Raw genomic sequence first — 22692 nt, forward strand, 5'->3', positions numbered from 1 at the left:
TTCAGAAGCCAGATTTCAAGACCCAGCTTTAACGTCATGTTTTAAAGTCATGGGGAGACCCGCGGCGACAAAGACCACCTTATCAGCAATACTGGCAAGCCGCTGATTCATTCGTCCCGCATTATCGACAAATAACCTCGAAACCTTGCCTAGCGGAACCACGCCTAAACCAACCTCATTCGATACCAAGACCACATGAGCTTTACATTCAAGCAAGGCCTCGACCAGTTGTTGCACTTTGCACTCTAAAAGCTCGTCATTGCAACTTTCACCAGCGTAAAATATCTGATTGTTCATCCACAGTGTTAAGCAATCGATCAGAACAATATCCTTGGCGTCAAACTGCTTGAGTTGCTGTGCAAGTTCAAGGGGCGTTTGCCACTGTTGCCAAAGTGAATCACGACTGCGTTGGTGATGCTGAATTCTTTGGCGCATTTCATCGTCAAATGCCTCAGCGGTCGCGACATAGTGCTTTTTGCTATCCGGACACGACCCCAACTCAACTTGCTGTTGCAGCGCTTGATTAACCACAGATTCCGCATATCGAGACTTACCCGATCGCGCACCACCCAAGACAAGTTCGATACTCATCGTCCTCCCCCATTCGACCAATAAACCAGTAGAACAAGATAGATTAGCAATTCCATAATTTGTTGAGCCGCACCAAGGCAATCACCAGTAAAGCCGCCCAACCTTGCCGTTAACCACTTGATAAACAGATAACGAAATAGAACCGCAACCACCGCAAGCAGTAAAGCTACCGTCAGACCAAAAATCAGTGATGACAGCACGCCACAAAATACCAGAAACGCCAATTCCTGTTGGGTTTGGGTACTGGCTAATGGCTTACTCTTACTGGTATCAAGATCAGAAACATATGGCATAGCCGAAATAAGACTGGCTGCCACAGCTCGACTGTAAGTGTAAGCCAAGACAAAAATGGCGAGCAAAGCCGTGTGATTTGATAATTCATCCAGCAAGCTAAATTTCATCATCAAAGCCAAGACTAATGTTACGGTACCGTATGTGCCGAGCCGGCTATCTTTCATAATGGCTAACCGCCGCTCGACCGTCATACCGCCGCCGATGCCATCTGCCATATCCGCCAGACCGTCCTCATGAAAAGCGCCGGTCAATAATAGGCTAAATGCCATAGTGACAATAACGGCAACGGACGAAGGCAGTGCGTATTCAACCAGATGAAACACCAATCCACACAGCAAACCCAATAGCGTACCCACCAAGGCAAAATAACGCCCAGCGCGGTTCATTCTTTCGGGTGAATAAGGGGTTGAGCTCGGGATAGGCAGACGAGAGAAAAAACTCACTGCAAGGCAAAACAGTTGCACTTGATAACGACACCACTGACTCATTGGCGGATTCAAACGGTCACCCCTGCGGATTCAAAACTCGCCATATGGTTATAAAACTCCGCAGCGCAACGCAGTAGCGGCATGGCCAATGCAGCGCCTGTGCCTTCACCCAATCTTAAACCGAGATCAAGTAATGGCTCTACGTCCAAAATAGACAGCAGCGCACAATGCGCGGATTCTTGGGAAGTATGGGCAAAGATCATTACCTCTCGCGTTTCAGGCTGCATCTTATAGGCTAAAGCCGCTGCAACAGAAATAATAAACCCATCGACTAACACAGGGATTTTGCGCTCTGCTGCCTGCAAAAAAGCGCCGACCAAATGCACAATCTCAAAACCGCCCAGTTCAACCAAACTGGCTATAACATGCTCTTCCTCAGAACACGCGACATCCTTGGATTGAAAACGCTCAACACCTTGCTGAACCAGTTGTTGCTTCAAAAGCAGTTGTTTGTCGTCAATCCCCGTACCGCGACCGACTGAACTGATTGCATCAAGATTAAAGTTCGCTGATAACAATGCCGAAGCGCTGCTGGTATTGCCAATCCCCATTTCACCAAACATCAAGACCTCACAGCCCTGTGCTATCAGAGTTTCTACAATTTCTTTTCCCTGACTGATGCCTTGTTGAACTTGTTCTACAGTCATTGCAGCTTGAGTTGAGAAGTCTTGAGTGCCTTTGCCTAGTCGACTCAATAAAAGACGATCATCATTGGAGGCGATTGGAGCCAAGATCCCGCAATCGACGACGGAGAGATCAATTTGATTGACTCGACAGAAACAGTTGATGGCTGCCCCGCCCTGCAAAAAATTTCCGACCATCTGCTGGGTCACGACACTGGGTGCAATGCTCACGCCACGATCGGCAATGCCGTGGTCTCCGGCAAAAATGACCAGAGACGGTTTATTGATAGAGATTGAATTCGTGGCGGAGTTAAGCCGACATGACTGGATTTTTGCCAATTGAAAGGCTATCGCTTCTAGTTGCCCCAGAGCGCCTATTGGCTTGGTTTTTTGATCGATACGTTGTTGGATATGGTGGTCAAATTGTTGGTTTAGCATGCTGTCCCTATCTTGCTTTACTCATTGATTGCTCGAACAATTTGATGACATTGAGAGCATAAGTCAGCCAGTTTACTGTCAAAGGCGTCAGCACGCTAGAAAAACGAACATTGATAATAAATTGTCAATTGACTTGTTTACCTATTATTCCCAAGTTACCTCAAGACGCAGAGTTCAGGGGTAACTTGGGGTTAGGGATATCTGCATTTAAACCAACAGAAAACAATATGTTTAAGAGAGTTCGTTCAATTCGGCAGCCAGCAAGGCTAAGCCATTTTCTGATACGGTAGACTTGCCCATATGACACGTTTTACAAGAATCGGAGTCACCAGTACATAACTGGCGCATCATGACGTTATCGAGGTTTCTTGTTCCTTGTTTGCAATCGGGTTCAATAGACTTAAATACGTGACATACGTTGTTGCCTGGAATATCGACAAGCCCAACAATCGAAACACCTTGTGACTTTGCCAACACGAGTAGCTCTTCAATTTTACTTTGTAGTTGTGCATTCATATCTAACAGCTAACCTCATTTACTACAGTTAATACAGCGTCTATATTCAAGTGTAATACACCCTTACACGATATCTACTCCAGTTATTAATATTTAACATATATTACAAATTATTACTTTATTTATAAACACCATTGACATTAATCAAGAAATAAATAAATGCAAGTATACAAATCACAAAATAAGTAGAACATCCTAAGAACAGATAACAACCCCAATTTATCCGTCAAAAAACCCCAACATATCGGATAATTAAATTGACATAACTGAAAATAATAGCAGATTCAACCCGCATTGAGCGTTTCGTTAATATTAAATACCAGAAAGTGATAAAGAAACTCATTTAGATCAAGGAGCACAGGTTTCTCCTACTATGAAAATGAGTAAAATAACTTAATTACAATAACTTAACACTGTAGCACAACATTAGCCCTTAGCGTCCGTTAGTAATAATTAACATAATAGCGCCATTTTATAGCGCTAATTCCATCAAATATAGATAACAGAAAGGCTAAGATAGCGTCGAATATGTTGCAGCATTGTATATTCATTATTAATCAATCATTGCTATTTGATTGAAATATAGTGTAAGTTAGATTCTGACAACCGAGGTTATGATTACTTACATTCAATAAACGTCAATTACTACAGCTTTTTTTTGTAACATATGTTCAGTGTAGAGGTATGGGTATGAGAGTTATAGAAGAAAAAAAACAAAATCGAACAAAAAGTAACCACGACGAAGCCCTCAATATTGGCGCTACCTATTTTAAAGAGGTCTCAAACCATAACCTGCTTACTGCTGAAGAAGAGAAATTCCTTGCACGTAAAGCTATTAAAGGGGATCAACTTGCTCGGCAAAAATGATTAACTCAAATCTACGTTTAGTGATAAGAACCGCAAAACGTTATTCAGGTCGAGGCTTAGATTTTTATGACCTAATTAATGAGGGCAATATTGGACTCATTCAGGCGGTAGACAAATTTGACCCTGAATTGGGTTATCGTTTTTCAACCTATGGCGTCTGGTGGATTCAACAAGCTATTGATCGCGCAATCATGAACCAAGGACGAACCATTCGCGTTCCTGTCCACATCACAAAACAGATCCGCGAATGCAATAAAGCGGCGAATGAACTACGCAAAGAAGGCAAGCATGAGCCGACATCGGCTGACATTGCCAATCGTACCGGACGCAGCCCGGAAGAAGTCAGTAAACTACTCAAACTATCTGAACAGTCTTTGTCATTAGATAATGGTTGGGACGAGGATGGCGATCACAAAGATCACTTGCAAGCTATTGATGATGAGGATGTGTTCGAACTGCCTGAACAGGAAATCGTCAGTCAAAACCTCAATAAAGCATTAATTGGCTTAGTTGATCAACTCCCAGACAAACCGCGTACCATTTTGTACCACCGCTTCGGGTTATTGGACGATTCGCCTAAAACCCTCGAAGAAGTCGGTGAGATTGTTGGCGTCACGCGAGAGCGCGTCAGACAGATCCAGAAAAATGCGATGGACATACTCAAAGAAAAACTTCATCGACAAAACCTCACTAAACAAGAAATAGATTAAACTCTGTTGAGTCAGTCCAGTAAACTAGTCGTCTATTTTATGAAGCACAAAGTTTATGAAGCATAAAGCCATTATCGCTGGCGCAACAGGTTTAGTTGGGCGTCACCTTTTACAACAACTCGATGAAGCCAATAACGTGGAACGTTTGTTTATCTTAAGTCGCCGTGCCATTGAGGGCACGGTAAAAGGGGAACAACTGGTCACGAATGACTTATCTGTACCTGATCATGACAAAACCAATATGACAGCGGATATCGGTTTTATCTGCTTAGGCACTACGCTCAAACAAGCTGGTAGCAAACAGGCTCTCAGGGAAATAGATTGTGACCTAGTCGTCAAGGTTGCCAAGTCTATGCGTGAAGTCGGTGTGTCTAAAGTCGTCGTCGTTTCCAGTTTAGGCGCCTCCGTTAACGCGCTTTCCCACTACCTCAAAACCAAAGGAGAGATGGAGCTGCAACTCGCAGAGTTGGGATTTAGACAAGTCATTTTCGCTCGCCCCGGACCTCTGGCAGGTCGACAAGAAAACATACGCGCCGATGAAGTGCTAGTTCAACGCCTACTTGGCTTTATCACGCCTTTACTTATCGGACCGCTTCGCAACTTTAAACCCATCGAAGCTAAAGACGTCGCTAGCGCGATGTTCATTTTAGCGACGAGCAATCTTATTGCCGATCATGTTGCCCAGATCAACTCGGCGCAGTTATCGCAGATCAGTCGCCGAGCAAGCCTAAAAGAGTCGTCCATAAAACGGTGAACTGACCCCCAATAGTTGGACAGCAATAGTTGGACAGCAATAGTAGCAATCGGGCTTTATCAACTTCAGCCAAGGTTTATCTTCACCAATATCAACCCTTAGCGTAGACGTTCTAACACCACTTGCTGATCAAGGTGCTCTAAGTAGGCTTGATAGTCGATGCCTTGATCAAATAAGAAATGGGTCACGAGAGATCGCACGCACTCAATAAGCTCTTGAGCATTCCAAGGCTTTTCAAAATAGTGGCTTACGCCAGCAGTGTTGATGGCGGTAATCGTATCAGTGTGGGTCGCCTGTCCAGTAAGCAAAACTTTTTTGGTGCTGGCATATCGACTATCTTTTGAAACTTTGGTTAACAACTCGACCCCTGTCATCACAGGCATAACGTGATCCGATATCAAAACGGTAATCCATTCACCATTGGCATCTAATTCATCCATCAGTTCGAGCGCTTCATCAGCAGATTCACAATCTTCAACATTTAGCCAAGCGCTCAGAGGTTCGAGGTCTTGTATCACCGCGCTCAGTACTTCCCTTTGGTCATCGACACAAATAACGTTAAGCTTTTCCATAACCTTCTCCTACCGGTAATTTGATTCGGAAAATTGTGCTGTTAGCATCGCTCTTTACCGCTATGCTACCGCCATTTTCACTGATAATTCTTTTCACAATTGAAAGCCCCAACCCCAACCCAAACGATAACCCACCTTTTTTAGTGGTGAAATTGGGCTGGAAAATTTTGCGTCTTGTGGCTTCGTCTATTTCTGGTCCATTATTGGCGATAATCACTTGAATCTTTTGATTGGATAATTTGGTTTGAATATCGATATGTGGGTCTTCCGTCCTTGCCAAGGCGTCGCAGGCATTTTTTAAAATGTTACTCCACACTTGCACATATTCCGTTGAGACTCCGCGAATAAGGGGTAAATTTGCCGGTCTTATTCTGACCGATACACGACGTAAATCACTTTGCAACAATGCCATCGCCTTATGAATGGAATCATTAATATCAAACAACGCATCTTGCTCAGTGTCGGTTCTGCCCAACTGTTTCACTGATTTAACAATCCCGACCGTATGCTTTGCCGCCAAACGAAGATCGTGCAAATCTCGCCCTAACTCCCAAAATCTGACGGCTTGCTCAGGGTTATTCAACCAAGCTTCTGTCAGCGCTTCATCATTCACCGCTTTGGCCAATTTTTTAGCCACCATGACATCCAGTTTATGTTTCTTTTGCAATCGCTTGGCTTGGTTTCTCGCTTCGGTCGAAGAAATCACTTGTCCCTGTAGCAGGCCAACATCAAAAAATTGACTCGCGTCAGAGTGGACCTCTTCTAAAAGCTGTATCAACGCATGTTGCAGCCGATCGCTCTTACTACTCACCACACCAATCGCGTTGTTTAGTTCATGAGCGATCCCCGCCGCCAACTGTCCCAAGGTACTCATTTGCTCAGCGGTATGCAGGGTTTGCAGCGCTTTTTCTTTAGCAATCGCCTCTTGGGTGGCTCGCCTCTGCCTGCGTGACAACTCGTTAACCATAACAGGCATAAACTGAGCACTAAGCGGTCCATTAACGTCGGGAGACTCCGCCGCAGTATGGCGGTCGATCCAGGCCAGTTTTACCTGGGTTTTGGTTATCACCGTTGAAGAGGCTTGCCAAGTTCCAGAAAAGAAACTGTGGACACCAATAAAAGCCCCTTGTTGGGCACTAAAGACTTTGACTAAATTGTCGGCGCTATCTTGCTCATAATAACCCGCAAGCTCACCATCCAAAACATAATATAGACGGTCATTATGACCGCTTTGCCTGAACAGAACGCTATCCGGCTGCAAGGTGATTTGTCGCTGTTCGGCAGCAAAGTAGCGTTGTATAAGCGCCTGCACGGTGTTTTGCATATCAACTTAACCTATATGCCCAACCGCATGCAGTAGCCACACCAACACAAAGCTGAGCAGCACGCCAACCACACCTAGAATCACCCCAACTTTTGCCATTTGGCTGCTCTGAACATGACCAGTTGCATGCGCTAAAGCATTCGGTGGGGTACTTATCGGCAATGACATACCCAACGAGGCGGCGAACGTCACCACAAGAATCAAGGTCACCTCACCACCAAGCGGCGCAAGGCTGACCATCGAAGCGCCTAATGCCGCCATAATAGGCATCAACAAGTTTGCCGTCGCAGTATGAGACATAAAGTTCGCCATCAGCAAACATAGGAAAGCGGCACCGAATAACACCACATAAGGGGAATAAGCATCAAACGGAATACTGTGTACCACCAGTTTGGCTAATCCGGTTTTATCCAGAGCGAGACCTAACGCAATACCGCCCGACACCAACCACAGCACATCCCAAGAGATTTTTTTCAAATCTTCTTTATTGATGATGCCGGTGATGGAGAAAATCGCGACAGGGATTAATGCGACCGTATACGAGTTCATGCCATGGGAAGAGCCCATCAACCACAGTAGAATGGTTAAACCAAAGGTAATATAAACCATGATCGCCTTGGGTGTTTTTAAGAATCGACCTTTGATTTCCAAATCAATTTTCTGTTGGTCTGCTTTATAGAGCGCGTTAATCACAAACCAAGCGAACGCCATCATCACCACGACAAACGGCACACCAAATGCCATCCACTCGCCAAAACTAATCAAGTTGTCACCCACCAAATATTTGAGTGCGATAGCGTTGGGTGGCGTACCGATTGGCGTGCCGATACCGCCAATATTGGCAGCAACAGGAATACAAAGCGCAAAGGCGATACGACCAGGATCTTTCGGTCCAAACACGGCGATCACCGGAGTGAGTATCGACAACATCATCGCTGTGGTCGCGGTGTTAGACATAAACATGGAAAAAATGCCGGTAATGAGCATTAGACCCAGCATAACAAAACGGGGATCTTGACCAAAAGGCTTGAGTAGCACCCTTGCGAGATTGACATCAAGCCGATACTTGGTCGCCGCCATTGCTAGAAAGAAACCACCGAGAAACAACATGATAATTGGACTGGCAAACGTCGCCATGATATCGCTGTAGCTGAGTAATTCGCCAAAATGCGGCTCATTTTCTGACATTCGGAACAGATAGATGCCTTTATTCGAGATTAACAACAGTTCCAAGACGATAATCACCACAGAAGTGGCGTAAATAGGAATAGGCTCAAATACCCAACAAAGCGCCGCCAACAGGAAAATGGCAATCACACGTTGCTGTACTATGGTTAAGCCTTCAAAAGGAAACGCGGATAACGGTAAACAAAGAACAATTAACGGAATAAGAATTGGAATGACAAATTTAATATATGAGCGCATGGTCCATCTTTAACTCGAGCAATAAACTGACTGGCACGTAGTATTGCTAAATTAAGGCTAAGGTGTTTAGCGTATGATCAATATTTGTTGAGTTAGTTCAAGGTTTCTAGGCATGATCGGGCGCGAGTTTAAGAGAGTCTCTCGCTTTGATAAGACTGTTTTTCCCAAAGTATGACCAAAACTCAAGCAACAGGTTAAATGTTGCTGAATTTGTATGATTTATGCGCAATCATATCGACTTCGAAAAGTCGGATTTAAATATCATGTTTATAGCGTCGTGCGTACTGCCGACGAAGATCACTAGATGTCGTATTAAAATCACCTAAAACAAGATTCAGCGCACTATTTGCCGACAGCAGCAGTGATCTAAGTAGCATCCAACACTTTCTTAATTACTAATTAACTTTGCCATACAATATCCTTTGTTCTGTGATTAACAAAACATGGAATTAATTCAATGGTAAAGAATCACTTAGATTTGGCTATCGATGCTGTCGAACTTGTTAAGCCTTCAATCGAAAAATTATTTGAAAGAACCAATCGAAAAGAGCTCCATATTGTTGTGATGGACCCACGAGTAAAACCTTGGGAAAGCACATTTGAAGAAGCTATCTTGTACCAAACATCCCTTGGCTCCCCCGAACAGTGGACAATCCCGTTCGATCAATTTGCGCGTAAAAAAGCACAACAAGCATGGCGCAACGGTCGCCCTAACTTAACAAACCAAACTTTACATACCTCATCTTTACAGGAAGAAGATCTGCTGTTCTACGGATCTTTTGTCTATGGAGACATTGTTGTCGCCTGTAGTGGCGTTGAACAATGGTACGACATGCTTATCAGCGGTTGGATAGCTGTCGCGTTCGAACAACTCTGCATGAGTGAATATCAAAATAATAAAACCAATAACCCTACACAAACTTACCGTAAATAACGTATAGAAGGTCTTGATTATGAACAAGTTACTAAAATCGCTACTTGTCACCGCTGGTGTGATGGCTTCAGCTTCAGCTATTTCTGCTGATTACCCATCAAAAAATATTCGTCTCGTTGTACCATTTGGAGCCGGTGGCGGTACCGATGCCGTGGGTCGTACTCTTGCTAACTCAGCAAAAGACATTCTGGGTCAAAATATTGCAGTTATGAACCGTACTGGCGGTGCGGGTGCTGTCGGAATGAGCTTCGGCGCTCAGCAACGTCCTGATGGCTACACGCTGACCGTTGTTACGCGTGAAATCGCTTCCCTTCCACAAATGGGGCTTATGCAGCATGACGCGAGCGACTTTAAACTCATTCGCCTTGTTAACCTCGACCCTGCCGTGGTGCTGGTTCATAAAGACAGCCCATACAACACCATTAATGATTTGATTGCCGAAGCGAAAAAAGGCGATGGCGTAGTCAAATTTGCTTCTACCGCAGCGCCAAACTTCTATTTAATGGCGCTTGAAAAGGACCAAAACATCAAACTAAACGCAATCCCGTACAACGGAGCCTCTGAAGCCATTCCTGCAGTGCTGGGCAAACACACAGATGTCACTATGGTGACTCCAGGTGAAGCGATTGCACAACTACGTTCTGGTCAGCTAAAAGCGCTTGGCGTTATGTCTGAAGAGCGCATTGGTTACTTGCCTGAAGTTCCGACACTGAAAGAGCAAGGTGTTGATGTCGTTACAGGGACTTGGCGTGGTATTGGCGCACCAAAAGATACACCAGATGCAATCATCGAAACGCTAGGTAAAGCATTCGATGAAGCTATGGCTTCTGCAGAATTCAAAGAGTTTATGGAAAAAGGTGCAATGACCATCCATAACATGAATGCAGAAGAGTTCACTCAGTTTGTTGAGCAAGATACTAAGTCGCTAGGCAAACTAATTAATTAAGCCGCTGTTTTTGGGAGCATTATTATTAATGCTCCCATTTTGTTTTTTTGGGGTATTTATATGATCAATAGAAACATGATCTTTCCTTCCCTTATTATTGTTATAAGTGCAATCGTACTGGTCATTATCTCTCAATTTGCAGAACCTCGCTTTCAAGACGCAAGTGTTGATGCAAAGTTTTTTCCTACGGCAATCGCTATTATTCAAATTCTCATTTGTATCGCTTTAATTGTGCAAGTTCGCATTAAAAAGCTGGCAGCTAACCAGCAGCCAATTTTCTCTAAAATGGCGGCATTTGGCGTTGGTTTCCTTATTGCCTACGCTGTTTTAATTAGCGTTATTGGCTACCTATATGCGAGCCTTGTTGCCTTCACTGCCTACCTGATATTTTTCAAAGTCAAAAAACCCTTGTTCTACGCTGTCGCTTGGGCATTTGTATTCTGTGTTTACTACCTATTTGGTGAAGTGTTCTATATTGCGCTTCCTGAAGGCTACTTTTATTAAGGGCACACTATGTTAGAGCATCTATTTAACGGCCTCTTAACCGCTTTTAGCCCTGAGGTCTTACCCATTTTGATCTTCGGCGTGGTCGGAGGCATCGTTCTTGGTGCATTGCCGGGTCTTACTGCAACAATGGGCGTTGCCATCTTGCTTCCTTTTACCTTTGGTATGGCGTCAACGCCCGCTCTTGTTATGTTGGTGGGTGTCTATATTGGTGGTATCTATGGTGGTTCGATTGCAGCCATACTATTAAAAACCCCCGGCACTCCGGCCTCTGCGGCGACCGTTCTCGACGGACATACGCTAGCAGCCAAAGGACAAGCAGCAAGAGCTCTTAGTATTTCTGCGGTGGCTTCATTTGTTGGCGGTCTGATCAGTACCATCGTATTGATCGCCATCTCACCACTTTTAGCCAATTTCGCCTTGCGATTTAATGCTCCTGAGTATTTTGCACTGGCTCTGTTCGGGCTCACTATCATTGCTAGCGTCTCGGCACAAAATATCTTAAAGGGATTGCTTGCTGGTAGTATTGGATTATTAATTTCAACCGTTGGCTTAGATCCTATCAGCAGCGTACCGAGGTTTACCTTTGGTATTATGGATCTCTATAGCGGTATTAATGTCATTCCGGTATTGATTGGCTTATTCGCATTGTCTGAAGCCATTAATCAAATCGAGAAAATCATTAAAGAAAAACGTACGGAAGTGCCTAAGTTTGACCACACTTTGCTTAGCCGACAAGACCTCAAAGATATGATGCCAACCGCTATCAAGAGTGGTCTTATGGGGACATCGATTGGTTCTGTACCCGGAGCAGGTGCTGATATTTCCGCGTTCGTCTGCTACAACGAAGCAAAACGCGTTTCAAAAAACCCTGACGAATTCGGTAAAGGCTCAATTCGAGGCTTAGCCGCCGCTGAGGCAGGAAATAATGGCGTGACGGGGGGATCATTGGTTCCTTTGCTAACATTGGGTGTCCCCGGTGACGCTGTTGCTGCTGTTTTGCTCGGCGCACTGATCGTACAAGGCTTAACTCCCGGTCCGTTGCTCTTTGCCCATAGTCCTGAGGTCGTCTATGGCGTATTCAGCTCGATGCTTGTCGCTAATGTGGTGATGTTATTGGTGGGCTTAGTCGGTATTCGCTTTTTCTGTCGAATCATTGAAGTCCCTAAGTTATTAATGATCCCGATCATCATATTCTTATCGGTCGTTGGCGCTTATGCCATCAACAATTCGATGTTTGATGTGGGTATCGCTATCGCCTTTGGTTTACTCGGTTTTGTATTAGGAAAAATGGATATTCCGTCATCTCCTATTTTGCTGGCGATTATTTTAGGTCCGATGGCAGAAACTAACCTCAGAAAAGCACTATTAATGTATGACAACTCTTGGTCTTTCCTCTACGAGCGTCCCATTGCTTTAGGTTTTATCTTGTTGGCCATATTCTCCGTGTACTCGACAATGAAAATGAAGAAGAAGTCGAAATTAAACCAGACCAGCGATTAGCACATGGTAAAGCGGTCACCGTATTGAGTGACCGCTTTATTGTTTTAGAAAAGCATCGTTTAAACCATCATACTGTTCACTGAATCTGCAACGGTTAACGGCATCAACTGCGTTGACCCAACCTAACAGTACCGTCTGTATTAAACCACAAGGCTTGATTGCGACGGCGAGCAAGGAGGAATGGACCGTCATCGTAAAATAGAAAGTTCTTCCAGTACTTTTTAAATACCGACCATTTGGTTTCAATGATGTTGTACTTCTCATAACAAAAATACACCGTCACATCATCTTGCCAGTCTAAAAACTCATTCACCGCTGATGGTAGGGCGTTATCATCCGATTCCCACTCTTGCATCCAGTCAACGCTCTCTAGCCAGTTGCTTTCATTCATTGGCCAGTCTTGACTGCTGAGTCGTTCAGCATCTGGGCTTTGCGCACTGACATTCTCTTTCCAAAACTGAGCCGCGCGGGCTTGAGTCATCGGTTTAATCTGTGACCAATCCTGTTCAGGAACTGGCATAGATTGGTGAGTAAAAATCCATTTTCTTTGGTATTGCTCCAAAGTTTCGTAAGACATTTCGTCTCCTAAGTATCAATATGCCGTCATCATTTTACGACATCTTTTGCATATAACGTTGCGAATTTGCTTGCCAGTTAGGGTTAATCAAGGCAGTGAGGATATGGTCCTCCCATTTTCCGTTGATCAATAGATAGTCTTTCGCTATCCCCTCTTTTTCAAATCCCATCGAATGAAGTACCGCGCCACTGCGATGATTATTGGGCATATAAGTGGCGCCAATTCGATGCATCTGCTGGGTATCAAACATATAAGGTAACGCAAGTGCTAAGGCTTTCTGCATAAAGCCCTGTCCTTGCGCGCTTTGAGCCAGTGAATACCCTAAATTGCAACTATAAACTGGGAATCGTACTAAATGGCTAAAGGAGACAGTGCCAATCATTTTTTGGCTGCTCAACTCTACGATAATGCAATAGTACGCTTTCCCTAAGCGGTGCAGTTCATCCAACTTAATCAGTTTCGAAGCCCAACTATCCACTCGATAAAAATCTTCACCGCGTTCTGGTTCCCAAGGTTTAAGATGTTCACGGTTGTGCTGAAAGTAATCAGCTAACATATAAGCATCTGAGGGCTTGGTGGTTCGCACCAATATCTCCCCATCGCTGCAATACATCTGTACTGGCGAGCTCAAGTCTTGCATCAATTCTTCCGAATATTGTAGTCACGAAGCTTGTTTGCTATCGATGTATGAGACACGTTAAGTCGCTTCGCCAACTTGCGGCTTGAAGGAAACGCCTGATACAACTTTTCCAATACCTTAGACTCATATTCTTTCATAATATCGTCCAGCGAACCTTCCAAGTTCAAGGCTGCACTTGAAGAAGAGACGGCATCGAGACGAGGCAAATTGAAGTCTTTTGATTTTAGCTCATGACCCGTAAATTGAGTGAGCGCACGTAACACCATGTTATCAAGCTGACGCATATTGCCTGGCCACGCATATTGGCTAAGCTCCTTGACTAACTCTTCATCAAAACTGGGTTTAGTTAACCCTAGATGATGGCTGTGCTTAGTAATAAACAGCTCCAATAAAGGTGCAATGTCACTTGAGCGTTCACATAGCGGCGGTATATTCAATGTCAGTACATTTAGTCGATAAAATAGATCTTCACGGAACTGCCCCGCTTCCGCTAACTGCGCTAAATTGTGTCGAGTTGATGCGATAATGCGGACATCTGCCTGCATTTCGTGCTCTTCACCGACTCGCCTAAAACGACCGTCTTGTAACAAGCGCAACATTTTGATCTGCAAATGCGGACTCATTTCACCAATTTCATCCAGCAGCACCGTACCGCCGTTAGCTTGTTCGAAAATGCCTTTATGTCCATGTTCATGATTAAAAGAACCCGGTGCATGACCAAACAATTCTGTCTCCGCTACGTCATCGGGCATTGACGCGCAACTAACCACCAAGAACGGATGCTCGGCGCGACTTGAGCGAGTATGGCAAGCTCGAGCTAGCATCTCTTTACCCGTACCAGTATCGCCAGTAATCAAAAGAGGTTGATCCAATAATGCGAGTTTTTTCGCTTGGCTGATCAGTGCTTTATGTTTATTGGAGATGCCGACAAAATGCTCAAAACCAAGGGCATGGCTATCGGGCAACATATCACTCGTTTTACCCGCGCCTTTTGGATACACGCTCACAACGATGCTCGTCAATACCGCTTCATCGCTATGGTTGGTGATATACACTGGCAAAATATCCATTTTGTGGTCGATACCATCAATCACAACGGTACTTTGCTGGCGAGAGACCTCGCCTTCCATCCATTTAGCAAAATTAAAGCTAGGGATCAAAGAAGAGATTTGCTGCCCTACCGCTTCTTGCTCAGTTTTGGCTAACAGCTTTAGAGCGGCATGGTTCGCAATATCCACCGCACCTTTGAGATCGATGGATAGCACCGGATACGGCAGATTAGTAAGCAGAGAAATCAGTTCGTTATTATGCCTTTCACTGGGCATAAATTGAATTTTGCGTACATCTTTAACCCCGTCAATGCGGCGAATTTCTGCCATAAGATCACGAAAGGTGTCAAAATCAATATCAGGACAGTTCAGATAGATGATACCGACGGGATCGATTTCAATCCCTCTCAGGTCTAAGCTGCGAGCCGTCAACAGCTCTAATAACTCTCTGGTTAGACCTAATCTATCCTCACAAAGCACTTGTAAACGCACTAAGAATTTCCTATTGAAAGGTGTCACGAAAAGTTGACACTTAGTGTGTACGACATCGGAATTTACGTCAACAAAAACTGAATGTCACGATGAAAAGTTGGTGTCATTTTTCGCATTAGCAGGGTGTCACGGTTCATCCATACTGTTTTGCGACTAATTTGATAGGCAGTCAGCACAAACTAGGCTAAATTAGCCGCATCTTATCTTGCTTTAATCTGTCACTATGAAGTCTCGCTACCGTGCCGAAATGATCCTGATCTTAACGACCTTAATTGCAGGCGCAGGCTGGGTATTTTCCAAACAATCTATAGTAGAACTGCCCCCTTTGGGCTTTATCGGTTCGCGGTTTTTGCTTGCTGCGTTGATTTTGTTGCCGTTTTGTCGCAAAGAACTCAAAGCCTTGGGCTGGGCGCACATACTCAGAGCCATGATGGTAGGTTGTTTTATGGCGAGTGCCTTGTTTTGTTGGATATTCGCCGTTTCGGTTTCGGACACCCTTGGGGAAGGGGCATTTATTATGAGTCTTTCGATGCTCATTGTGCCGCTTGTCGCATGGGTCATGACGGGAACGGCGCCACCACGCAGTTTTTGGCTCGCGTTACCGATGGCGCTGGTCGGGCTGTTATTGATCTCCTCGGCGACCGGATGGCAATTCGATCTTAGTCAACTGTGGTTTTTAATGGCGGCAATCGGCTTCTCGATTCACTTCAACCTCAATCGCATCTATGTCGCTAAGATATCGCCGATTTTGCTCACGAGTTTACAACTCTTAACTACTGGCAGCTTGGGATTGCTATTGTCCTACCACCTAGAAACTTGGCCAGAGACGGTATCTCATAACACATGGGCTTGGTTCACTTGCAGTGTCATTATTGCCACCAGCCTGCGCTATCTATTGCAAACCACAGGACAAAAACTAGTTGAATCCACAAATGCAGCATTAATCATGTTGCTTGAGCCGATTTGGACGCTACTGCTCAGTATCTTGGTGTATGGTGAAACTCTGCCTGTATCCAAAATGATCGGCTGTGCCATATTGTTATCAGCTCTGATATTCTTCCGCTTTAGTACAATGTCAAAAGCAGCCAGATAAACGCGCAAATCCAATCTAAACGAATCAACTCAGCAAAAACTACGACGCCAAAATGTAACAACTAAAGGTCAAATGCTCGCTGCTTCTGGTTCATTTTTCTCCGCTAGCGCCCCATTATTCCAATACGCCGCTCACTGGTTTATTGCATTTACTGATGAATCATTGAGCGAGCTACCTATTTAATTTTATAAACGTTTACTCAAATTCACTTCGGTCAGAGTCGTAATAAAAAATATTTGTTATTAACATTAAGAATCATTTGCGAAACAAGCTAAGTTTTTGATTTAAATCAAAGACCACAATTGTTAATTATCAGTTAATAGCTGTTACGTGCATTTTCCAACACTGGGTAAATGTAATATTTTGTTAACGCGATTGATTGCCTCATTGCTCAATCGTGCTTTGTCCTAAGCCGACAACTACATTCCATTAAAAAGCAATGTAAAAGGAATTTTCGATGAGTAAAAAACTAACCACCGCTGCAGGTTGCCCTGTTGCTCACAACCAAAACGTGATGACCGCGGGTAAACGTGGTCCTCAGTTGCTGCAAGATGTTTGGTTTCTAGAAAAGCTCGCTCATTTCGATAGAGAAGTTATCCCAGAGCGTCGTATGCACGCGAAAGGTTCAGGTGCTTACGGTACGTTTACGGTTACACATGACATTTCTCAATTCACTAAAGCAAAAATCTTTTCTGAAGTAGGCAAAAAAACTGAATTATTTGCTCGCTTTACAACGGTTGCTGGTGAGCGCGGCGCGGCGGATGCTGAACGTGATATCCGTGGCTTTGCTCTTAAATTTTATACCGAAGAAGGCAACTGGGATCTGGTTGGTAACAACACTCCGGTCTTCTTCCTGCGCGATCCACTTAAGTTCCCAGATCTTAACCACGCGGTAAAACGTGACCCAAGAACTAACATGCGTAGCGCAAAAAACAACTGGGATTTCTGGACTTCACTGCCAGAAGCTCTGCACCAGATTACCATTGTAATGAGTGACCGTGGTATTCCTGCGACTTACCGTCACATGCATGGCTATGGTAGCCATACGTTCAGCTTTATCAACGCTGACAATGAGCGCTACTGGGTTAAATTCCATTTCAAATCTCAGCAAGGTATTCAAAACCTGACTGACCAAGAAGCGGAAGCCTTGGTGGGTAAAGATCGTGAAAGTCACCACCGTGATCTGTTAGAAAGCATCGACAACCAAGATTTCCCTAAATGGTTAATGCAGGTGCAAATTATGCCTGAAGCTGACGCTTCAAAAGTGCCGTACAACCCATTCGACCTAACCAAAGTTTGGCCACACACAGACTACCCACTTCTTGATGTCGGTATTCTTGAGCTGAACCGCAACCCAGAAAACTTCTTTGCTGAAGTCGAGCAATCTGCATTTAACCCAGCAAGCGTGGTTCCGGGTATCAGTTTCTCACCAGATAAAATGCTACAAGGTCGCCTATTCTCTTACGGCGATGCTCAACGCTACCGCTTAGGTGTGAACCACCACAGCATCCCAGTCAATGCGCCTCGTTGCCCAGTTCATAGTTATCACCGTGATGGCGCAATGCGCGTTGATGGTAACTACGGCAGCACATTGGGTTACGAGCCTAACGACCAAGGTGAATGGGCAGAGCAACCAGACTTTTCTGAGCCGCCGCTAAGCCTTGAGGGTGCAGCTGATCATTGGAATCATAGAGAAGATGATGATTACTTCACTCAACCAGGTGAGCTGTTCCGTCTTATGACACCAGAGAAGCAGGCGCTACTGTTTGGTAACACAGCTCGCAACCTTGACGGTGTGCCAAAAGAGATTCAACTGCGTCACCTGAAACACTGTTATCAAGCGGATCCTGCATACGCGAAAGGCATCGCAGACCTACTAGGTATCGAGCAAGCTGAATACACTCAAGCGAGCAATCAAAGTGAAGGCGAATACGCATAACTCTGATTTGACCTAAATAAGAAAGGGGTTAAGTACCAGTACTTAACCCCTTTCCTTTTGTATCTACCTATAGCTACTTTATCTATCTATAGCTACTTTACTTATCTATAGCTACATCTCTATTGATGATATCCAGCCAAATGTTCTCAAGAGCTAGGATTCAGAGGTTGCTTGGGTATATCATCAATTCGCTTTTACTTTGTAGGCTCAGTTCTTGGTAAACATCAAACAGTGATGTTCTTAGCTGACTTCCCAACGCTAACACCTCAGCGCAAGGTGTGACTAGATCGGGGATTTGATAGGTCGTCATTCCCGCAGACACCGCCGACTTTACGCCGTTGTTTGAATCTTCAAACGCAATACACGAATGTGCATCAACGCCAAGACGCTGAGCCGCCAATTGATAGATCTCTGGTGCAGGCTTGCCCGCTTTCACCTCACAACCTGTCGCTAAAGCAGAAAAGTAGTCAGCTAAGCCAGCCAACTTTAGCTTCACCTCTGCAACATTGCGCTGTGTAGACGTCGCCACGGCCATCGGGATCCCTTGATGTTTCAACCATTCAAGTAATTCAATTACACCATGCTTTTTGGGTATGGCACGATTAAGTACTACATCATCATAGTTGTTTCGCCACTCTTGATTTAACAGCGAATAATCAATAATGCCTTGATACGCTTGCGTTAACTGGGCGTTGATCGTTTTCGAGTTGCAACCAATAATCGACAAGTACTCTTGTTCGAGAAACGGCACTTGAAGATTGGCGCAAGATTGAGCAAACACCTGCTTACAGACGTTTTCAGTATCGAGAAGGAGACCATCCATATCAAAGATGGCAGCTTGGAATTTCATTTTAATTTCTTTGGCAACATTGGTGTGGCGCTATTGTGCCGTATTTTTATTCGCAGGGCTAGGTGCTGAGGTGCCCTTTAAAAGGCAGCGATAAACTAAAGCGAAAGCTTAAACTAGAGCGAAAGCAAAAGCATAAACGAAAAAGCGCCCGTCCACTGACGAGCGCTAATATCAATAAATCAGACTGTGATTAGATCTCACAGTATGATTTGGCAATCGCTGCACCAAGGCGAGCGTTGTTCAGCACTAACTGAATATTTGAGTCTAAGCTGTTACCACCAGTCAATTCGCACACGCGAGCCAACAAGAATGGCGTCGATTCTTTACCTGCAATGCCTTGCTCTTCTGCTTCCGCTAATGCTTGTTCAATCACCTGTGTGATCGTTTCAACTGGCATGGCATAGGCTTCAGGGATTGGGTTAGCAATCACAGCGCCACCGTTTAGCCCCATTTCCCATTTCGCTTTTAGCGCCAGTGCAATATCTTCAGCGCTGTCTAAACGATAATCAATGCTGTGTTCGCTCTCACGAGTGTAGAACGCTGGCAGCGTATCGGTTTGATAGCCGATCACAGGAACACCTTGAGTTTCTAGGTATTCACGAGTCAGTGCCAAATCAAGAATCGATTTCGCCCCCGCACACACCACTGCAACGTCGGTATTTGCAAGCTCTTGAAGGTCCGCTGAAATATCAAATGTCTCTTGCGCACCACGGTGAACACCACCGATACCGCCCGTTGCAAAGACCTTGATACCTGCCATTTGAGCAAGAATCATCGTCGCTGCAACCGTCGTCGCGCCATCTCGCTTACCCGCAACCAAGAATGGAATATCACGGCGGCTTACTTTCGTCACTTTGCGACCCGCTTTGCCTAGATATTCAATTTGATCATGACTTAGACCGACTTTCAATCGACCTTCAATAATCGCAATCGTCGCAGGTACAGCACCGGATTCACGAATCGTTTGTTCGACTATCAGAGCAGTTTCAACATTTCGAGGATAAGGCATACCATGAGAAATGATCGTCGACTCAAGCGCCACGACAGGTTGGTTATTTGCTAACGCGTCTGCCACTTCAGGCAGGATATCTAGGTAGTTTTCTAACATGAGGATTCCTCTATCAAGCGAAACACCGCTTGTTCTGACATAATAGAATTAATAGTTGTGCTGGCACTCAGTGTCAGTCTTGCCGCAGCAAGGGCAAACTCAACACTTTGGTCCCAATTCCAATGATTTAAAAAGCCGTGTACAAGCCCCGCCATCAATGCATCGCCTGCTCCGGTCACATTGGTCACCTGCGTTCTTGGTGCAGGAATGAATCGCCCTTGCCCCTCAACACTGGAATAAGCGCCTTTGGCACCTAAGCTAATAAGAAGTTGCTTAACCCCTTGTTCATGCAAAGCGTTGGCGACTTGATCCAGTTTGTCGTCTGCATCAATGGTGATACCTGATAAAAACTCAGCTTCAGCAAGATTCGGTTTAAGGGTATGTATATGAGCAAGATAAGGCTTAATTTTATGTGCTTTCAGACCGGATACCGGGTCAACAAATATCGCTTTGTCACTATGGGCATGAAACAGATATTCCAACGCAGATTCCGGTAGGTTGGCATCTAAAACGATCACCCCAGCTCGATTAAATACCTGTGCACGTTTCGCTAACTTAGACTGGTCCAACTCATCAATAAGTGCCATATCATTCAGCGCTAACTGCATTTCTCCGTCGGCATCATGAATCGACAGATAGGTGCTTGTGGTGCGATTTGGCATCACAAAACAGTGGTCAACGTTAACACCGACATCTCGACAGGAATCAAGCAAATTGAGTCCCCATGTGTCATCGCCCACCGCACCAATAAACTGAACGTTACTGCCCATGCGCCCCAAGTTATCGGCAATGTTACGAGCCACACCACCAGGACCGGAAGTTAATATACCGGGGTTCGAATCGCCCACTTGCAAGCTTTGCAATGAACGACCACATAAATCCATATTTGCGCCACCCACGACCGCCGCAAATCGCTCCGGTGCAATCACATAACCTTTACCTTGAATATAGCCCTTGCGAGTCAAGTTCATGATATGGCTTGCGACGGCGCTTCGACTTAACCCTAACTTCTCTGCCAGATCGTTCTGTGCAATCAAAGGGTCTTGCTTAATCAGTTGTAAAATCTGTTGTTCACGCTCAGTCATTTAGACATAAATCCAGTCGATTAAACTTTTGTCCAGATAGTAGTAAAACGTTTGCGTGGTCGCAAGCGTTATTTGTTATTTATGCCAATCCCAGCGCTAACTGGTCACTTTTTGGTTTAATTGTCACAAAGTGTTTATAAGCTGGTCACCAATGTTTGACTTACAACTGTACGCTGATATTCTAGCGAACATCTGTAAGCTAAAAGGAATTTGTTATGCAAACTCAATCCAAGCCGCCGATACTTTGGGCTAATCTTGCTCTGTTTGTTGGCACTTTTGTACTCGCGACCGCAGGAGTGATCCTGTATGGATTCCACTCTGGCTATTCTGCGCCGCATTGGATTTGGTTAATTATCTGCTTTAGCTTCTGTGGTTTATCGATCACCGCCGGATACCATCGTTTGTGGTCACACAAGAGCTATCAAGCTCACTTCTTTTTAAGAGCCATCTTTGCCATTGGCGGTGCTTTTGCACTACAAAACAGCGTCTTGCATTGGTCTTCCGACCATCGCCGTCACCACAAGTATGTCGATGACAATGACAAAGATCCTTATTCAGCCAAACGCGGTTTTTGGTTTTCTCATATCGGCTGGATGCTGAGAGAGTATCAAGGCGAGAGCTATTCTGATTATCGTCACTGTCGTGATTTACAGCGCGACCCAATCGTTATGTGGCAGCACAAGCACTATGTCGCCTTGGCACTGGCGACCAACTTGGGTATTCCGTTTCTTCTTGGTGTTATTTATGGCGACATCATTGGCTTTATGTTGATGGTCGGCGCGTTACGACTGGTTCTGAGTCATCACACGACTTTCTTTATTAACTCATTGGCTCATGTGTGGGGTTCTCAACCGTATACCACCAAGAACACGGCTAGAGACAATCATTTGTTAGCCTTGCTGACCTTTGGTGAGGGCTACCACAATTACCACCACCTATTCGAAAGCGACTATCGCAATGGCATTCGCTGGTGGCAGTTTGACCCGACAAAGTGGTTGATCAAATCCGCGTCTTGGTTGGGACTCGCTCAGAATTTGCGTACCGTGAGCAACTTCAAGATCGAAAAGGCTAAGCTGACTCAACAGTTCCAACAAGCGAAAACTAATATTATTGCGCTGCCCAATCCTGAAAAGATTCTGGCTACTTTCGAAAGTGAGTTACAACAGTTACTGGAAAAGCTGCAAGAATACGAAACATTAAAGCAATCTATGATTGCCAGTGCCTGCTCCAGCGTGAAAGAAAAGTATGAGCAGGCCCTAGTGAAAGTACGTCTTGAGCAATTAGACCTCTACTTAACGGAAAAGAAACAGCAGTGGCAAAACCTGTTGGATAATCCAAGACTCGCCGCCATTTAACCGCAGGACACCGCT

At 44.8% G+C, this 22692-nt stretch carries 23 protein-coding genes; 10 read left to right on the forward strand and 13 right to left on the reverse strand.

The genetic code is table 11. The annotated features are described in order from the left end of the window. Positions 1–15: 15 nt before the first annotated feature. The 4 genes from cobU to L9Q39_RS07845 form a co-directional block, all read right to left on the reverse strand. Positions 16–591, reverse strand: a complete 576-nt coding sequence (gene cobU / locus L9Q39_RS07830) for a bifunctional adenosylcobinamide kinase/adenosylcobinamide-phosphate guanylyltransferase (protein ID WP_237484534.1) — start codon at positions 589–591, stop codon at positions 16–18. Next, the gene (locus L9Q39_RS07835) at positions 588–1373 is read right to left on the reverse strand and encodes an adenosylcobinamide-GDP ribazoletransferase (RefSeq protein WP_237484535.1); all 786 of its coding nucleotides are present in this window, start codon (positions 1371–1373) and stop codon (positions 588–590) included. Before L9Q39_RS07835 ends, cobU begins: the two co-directional genes overlap by 4 nt. A gap of 8 nt (positions 1374–1381) precedes the next feature. After that, the gene (cobT, locus tag L9Q39_RS07840; RefSeq protein WP_237484536.1) at positions 1382–2434 is read right to left on the reverse strand and encodes a nicotinate-nucleotide--dimethylbenzimidazole phosphoribosyltransferase; all 1053 of its coding nucleotides are present in this window, start codon (positions 2432–2434) and stop codon (positions 1382–1384) included. Between the two features lie 231 nt (positions 2435–2665). Beyond that, complete coding sequence (locus L9Q39_RS07845; RefSeq protein WP_237484537.1) at positions 2666–2950, reverse strand: hypothetical protein; 285 nt, start codon at positions 2948–2950, stop codon at positions 2666–2668. Between the two features lie 690 nt (positions 2951–3640). Here L9Q39_RS07845 and L9Q39_RS07850 point away from each other — a divergent pair. The 3 genes from L9Q39_RS07850 to L9Q39_RS07860 are packed head-to-tail and all read left to right on the forward strand — an operon-like array spanning position 3641 to position 5281. Further along, positions 3641–3817 carry a sigma-70 factor domain-containing protein gene (locus tag L9Q39_RS07850; protein WP_237484538.1) on the forward strand — a complete coding sequence of 59 codons (177 nt, stop codon included), beginning with the start codon at positions 3641–3643 and terminating at the stop codon, positions 3815–3817. Continuing rightward, positions 3814–4527, forward strand: a complete 714-nt coding sequence (locus L9Q39_RS07855) for a sigma-70 family RNA polymerase sigma factor (protein ID WP_237484539.1) — start codon at positions 3814–3816, stop codon at positions 4525–4527. The genes L9Q39_RS07850 and L9Q39_RS07855 overlap by 4 nt, the downstream gene beginning before the upstream one ends. 55 nt (positions 4528–4582) lie before the next feature. Next, entirely contained in the window at positions 4583–5281 is a 699-nt protein-coding gene (locus L9Q39_RS07860) for an NAD(P)H-binding protein (protein WP_237484540.1), read from the forward strand. Between the two features lie 98 nt (positions 5282–5379). Here L9Q39_RS07860 and L9Q39_RS07865 read toward each other — a convergent pair whose 3' ends face one another. The 3 genes from L9Q39_RS07865 to L9Q39_RS07875 are packed head-to-tail and all read right to left on the reverse strand — an operon-like array spanning position 5380 to position 8602. Then, positions 5380–5853: a response regulator gene (locus L9Q39_RS07865; RefSeq protein ID WP_237484541.1), complete on the reverse strand. Its 474-nt coding sequence runs from the start codon at positions 5851–5853 to the stop codon at positions 5380–5382. Next, positions 5840–7177, reverse strand: a complete 1338-nt coding sequence (locus L9Q39_RS07870) for an ATP-binding protein (RefSeq protein WP_237484542.1) — start codon at positions 7175–7177, stop codon at positions 5840–5842. Before L9Q39_RS07870 ends, L9Q39_RS07865 begins: the two co-directional genes overlap by 14 nt. 6 nt (positions 7178–7183) lie before the next feature. Further along, on the reverse strand, positions 7184–8602 hold the full coding sequence (locus L9Q39_RS07875) for an SLC13 family permease (RefSeq protein WP_237484543.1): 1419 nt from the start codon (positions 8600–8602) through the stop codon (positions 7184–7186). Positions 8603–9059: 457 nt separating this feature from the next. Here L9Q39_RS07875 and L9Q39_RS07880 point away from each other — a divergent pair, with 457 nt between their 5' ends. Genes L9Q39_RS07880 through L9Q39_RS07895 form a run of 4 tightly spaced genes read left to right on the forward strand, consistent with a single transcriptional unit; the run spans position 9060 to position 12489 of the window. After that, a complete protein-coding gene (locus L9Q39_RS07880) occupies positions 9060–9536 on the forward strand; it encodes a hypothetical protein (RefSeq protein WP_237484544.1) in 477 nt (158 codons plus the stop codon). 19 nt (positions 9537–9555) lie between these two features. Next, positions 9556–10482 carry a tripartite tricarboxylate transporter substrate binding protein gene (locus L9Q39_RS07885; protein ID WP_237484545.1) on the forward strand — a complete coding sequence of 309 codons (927 nt, stop codon included), beginning with the start codon at positions 9556–9558 and terminating at the stop codon, positions 10480–10482. A 60-nt stretch (positions 10483–10542) separates the two neighbouring features. Continuing rightward, positions 10543–10986 carry a tripartite tricarboxylate transporter TctB family protein gene (locus L9Q39_RS07890; protein ID WP_237484546.1) on the forward strand — a complete coding sequence of 148 codons (444 nt, stop codon included), beginning with the start codon at positions 10543–10545 and terminating at the stop codon, positions 10984–10986. Positions 10987–10995: 9 nt separating this feature from the next. After that, positions 10996–12489, forward strand: a complete 1494-nt coding sequence (locus L9Q39_RS07895) for a tripartite tricarboxylate transporter permease (protein ID WP_237484547.1) — start codon at positions 10996–10998, stop codon at positions 12487–12489. A gap of 103 nt (positions 12490–12592) precedes the next feature. Here L9Q39_RS07895 and L9Q39_RS07900 read toward each other — a convergent pair whose 3' ends face one another. The 3 genes from L9Q39_RS07900 to tyrR are packed head-to-tail and all read right to left on the reverse strand — an operon-like array spanning position 12593 to position 15247. Beyond that, positions 12593–13066, reverse strand: coding sequence for a DUF2947 domain-containing protein (locus tag L9Q39_RS07900; RefSeq protein WP_237484548.1), 474 nt, complete (start codon positions 13064–13066; stop codon positions 12593–12595). A 34-nt stretch (positions 13067–13100) separates the two neighbouring features. After that, positions 13101–13706: a ribosomal protein S5-alanine N-acetyltransferase gene (rimJ, locus tag L9Q39_RS07905; protein WP_237484549.1), complete on the reverse strand. Its 606-nt coding sequence runs from the start codon at positions 13704–13706 to the stop codon at positions 13101–13103. After that, entirely contained in the window at positions 13706–15247 is a 1542-nt protein-coding gene (tyrR, locus tag L9Q39_RS07910) for a transcriptional regulator TyrR (protein ID WP_237484550.1), read from the reverse strand. The genes rimJ and tyrR overlap by 1 nt, the downstream gene beginning before the upstream one ends. Before the next feature lie 223 nt (positions 15248–15470). On the opposite strand from tyrR, the gene L9Q39_RS07915 reads away from it, so the two are divergent. After that, entirely contained in the window at positions 15471–16340 is an 870-nt protein-coding gene (locus tag L9Q39_RS07915; RefSeq protein ID WP_237484551.1) for a DMT family transporter, read from the forward strand. 457 nt (positions 16341–16797) lie between these two features. Continuing rightward, positions 16798–18279, forward strand: coding sequence for a catalase KatE2 (katE2, locus tag L9Q39_RS07920; RefSeq protein ID WP_237484552.1), 1482 nt, complete (start codon positions 16798–16800; stop codon positions 18277–18279). A gap of 160 nt (positions 18280–18439) precedes the next feature. Here the strand turns inward: katE2 and L9Q39_RS07925 are convergent, their stop codons facing one another. The 3 genes from L9Q39_RS07925 to L9Q39_RS07935 all read right to left on the reverse strand — a co-directional run bounded on the left by L9Q39_RS07925 (position 18440) and on the right by L9Q39_RS07935 (position 21322). Further along, the gene (locus tag L9Q39_RS07925; protein WP_237484553.1) at positions 18440–19129 is read right to left on the reverse strand and encodes an HAD family hydrolase; all 690 of its coding nucleotides are present in this window, start codon (positions 19127–19129) and stop codon (positions 18440–18442) included. Between the two features lie 190 nt (positions 19130–19319). Beyond that, positions 19320–20237: a pseudouridine-5'-phosphate glycosidase gene (locus tag L9Q39_RS07930; RefSeq protein WP_237484554.1), complete on the reverse strand. Its 918-nt coding sequence runs from the start codon at positions 20235–20237 to the stop codon at positions 19320–19322. Continuing rightward, a complete protein-coding gene (locus L9Q39_RS07935) occupies positions 20231–21322 on the reverse strand; it encodes a PfkB family carbohydrate kinase (RefSeq protein ID WP_237484555.1) in 1092 nt (363 codons plus the stop codon). The genes L9Q39_RS07930 and L9Q39_RS07935 overlap by 7 nt, the downstream gene beginning before the upstream one ends. Before the next feature lie 215 nt (positions 21323–21537). On the opposite strand from L9Q39_RS07935, the gene L9Q39_RS07940 reads away from it, so the two are divergent. Beyond that, positions 21538–22677 carry an acyl-CoA desaturase gene (locus tag L9Q39_RS07940; protein ID WP_237484556.1) on the forward strand — a complete coding sequence of 380 codons (1140 nt, stop codon included), beginning with the start codon at positions 21538–21540 and terminating at the stop codon, positions 22675–22677. Positions 22678–22692 lie beyond the last annotated feature (15 nt).

Source organism: Vibrio hippocampi (assembly GCF_921292975.1).
GTDB classification, from domain to species: domain Bacteria; phylum Pseudomonadota; class Gammaproteobacteria; order Enterobacterales; family Vibrionaceae; genus Vibrio; species Vibrio hippocampi.

Coding starts and splice junctions, on each gene's coding strand:
- L9Q39_RS07850 (WP_237484538.1), top strand. CDS start 3,641: ATGAGAGTTATAGAAGAAAAAAAACAAAATCGAACAAAAAGTAACCAC.
- L9Q39_RS07925 (WP_237484553.1), bottom strand. CDS start 19,129: ATGAAATTCCAAGCTGCCATCTTTGATATGGATGGTCTCCTTCTCGAT.
- L9Q39_RS07930 (WP_237484554.1), bottom strand. CDS start 20,237: ATGTTAGAAAACTACCTAGATATCCTGCCTGAAGTGGCAGACGCGTTA.
- L9Q39_RS07835 (WP_237484535.1), bottom strand. CDS start 1,373: ATGAGTCAGTGGTGTCGTTATCAAGTGCAACTGTTTTGCCTTGCAGTG.
- L9Q39_RS07935 (WP_237484555.1), bottom strand. CDS start 21,322: ATGACTGAGCGTGAACAACAGATTTTACAACTGATTAAGCAAGACCCT.
- L9Q39_RS07885 (WP_237484545.1), top strand. CDS start 9,556: ATGAACAAGTTACTAAAATCGCTACTTGTCACCGCTGGTGTGATGGCT.
- L9Q39_RS07860 (WP_237484540.1), top strand. CDS start 4,583: ATGAAGCATAAAGCCATTATCGCTGGCGCAACAGGTTTAGTTGGGCGT.
- L9Q39_RS07915 (WP_237484551.1), top strand. CDS start 15,471: ATGAAGTCTCGCTACCGTGCCGAAATGATCCTGATCTTAACGACCTTA.
- L9Q39_RS07865 (WP_237484541.1), bottom strand. CDS start 5,853: ATGGAAAAGCTTAACGTTATTTGTGTCGATGACCAAAGGGAAGTACTG.
- L9Q39_RS07940 (WP_237484556.1), top strand. CDS start 21,538: ATGCAAACTCAATCCAAGCCGCCGATACTTTGGGCTAATCTTGCTCTG.
- cobU (WP_237484534.1), bottom strand. CDS start 591: ATGAGTATCGAACTTGTCTTGGGTGGTGCGCGATCGGGTAAGTCTCGA.
- rimJ (WP_237484549.1), bottom strand. CDS start 13,706: ATGCAAGACTTGAGCTCGCCAGTACAGATGTATTGCAGCGATGGGGAG.
- cobT (WP_237484536.1), bottom strand. CDS start 2,434: ATGCTAAACCAACAATTTGACCACCATATCCAACAACGTATCGATCAA.
- L9Q39_RS07900 (WP_237484548.1), bottom strand. CDS start 13,066: ATGTCTTACGAAACTTTGGAGCAATACCAAAGAAAATGGATTTTTACT.
- L9Q39_RS07875 (WP_237484543.1), bottom strand. CDS start 8,602: ATGCGCTCATATATTAAATTTGTCATTCCAATTCTTATTCCGTTAATT.
- L9Q39_RS07895 (WP_237484547.1), top strand. CDS start 10,996: ATGTTAGAGCATCTATTTAACGGCCTCTTAACCGCTTTTAGCCCTGAG.
- katE2 (WP_237484552.1), top strand. CDS start 16,798: ATGAGTAAAAAACTAACCACCGCTGCAGGTTGCCCTGTTGCTCACAAC.
- L9Q39_RS07845 (WP_237484537.1), bottom strand. CDS start 2,950: ATGAATGCACAACTACAAAGTAAAATTGAAGAGCTACTCGTGTTGGCA.
- L9Q39_RS07855 (WP_237484539.1), top strand. CDS start 3,814: ATGATTAACTCAAATCTACGTTTAGTGATAAGAACCGCAAAACGTTAT.
- L9Q39_RS07890 (WP_237484546.1), top strand. CDS start 10,543: ATGATCAATAGAAACATGATCTTTCCTTCCCTTATTATTGTTATAAGT.
- L9Q39_RS07880 (WP_237484544.1), top strand. CDS start 9,060: ATGGTAAAGAATCACTTAGATTTGGCTATCGATGCTGTCGAACTTGTT.
- L9Q39_RS07870 (WP_237484542.1), bottom strand. CDS start 7,177: ATGCAAAACACCGTGCAGGCGCTTATACAACGCTACTTTGCTGCCGAA.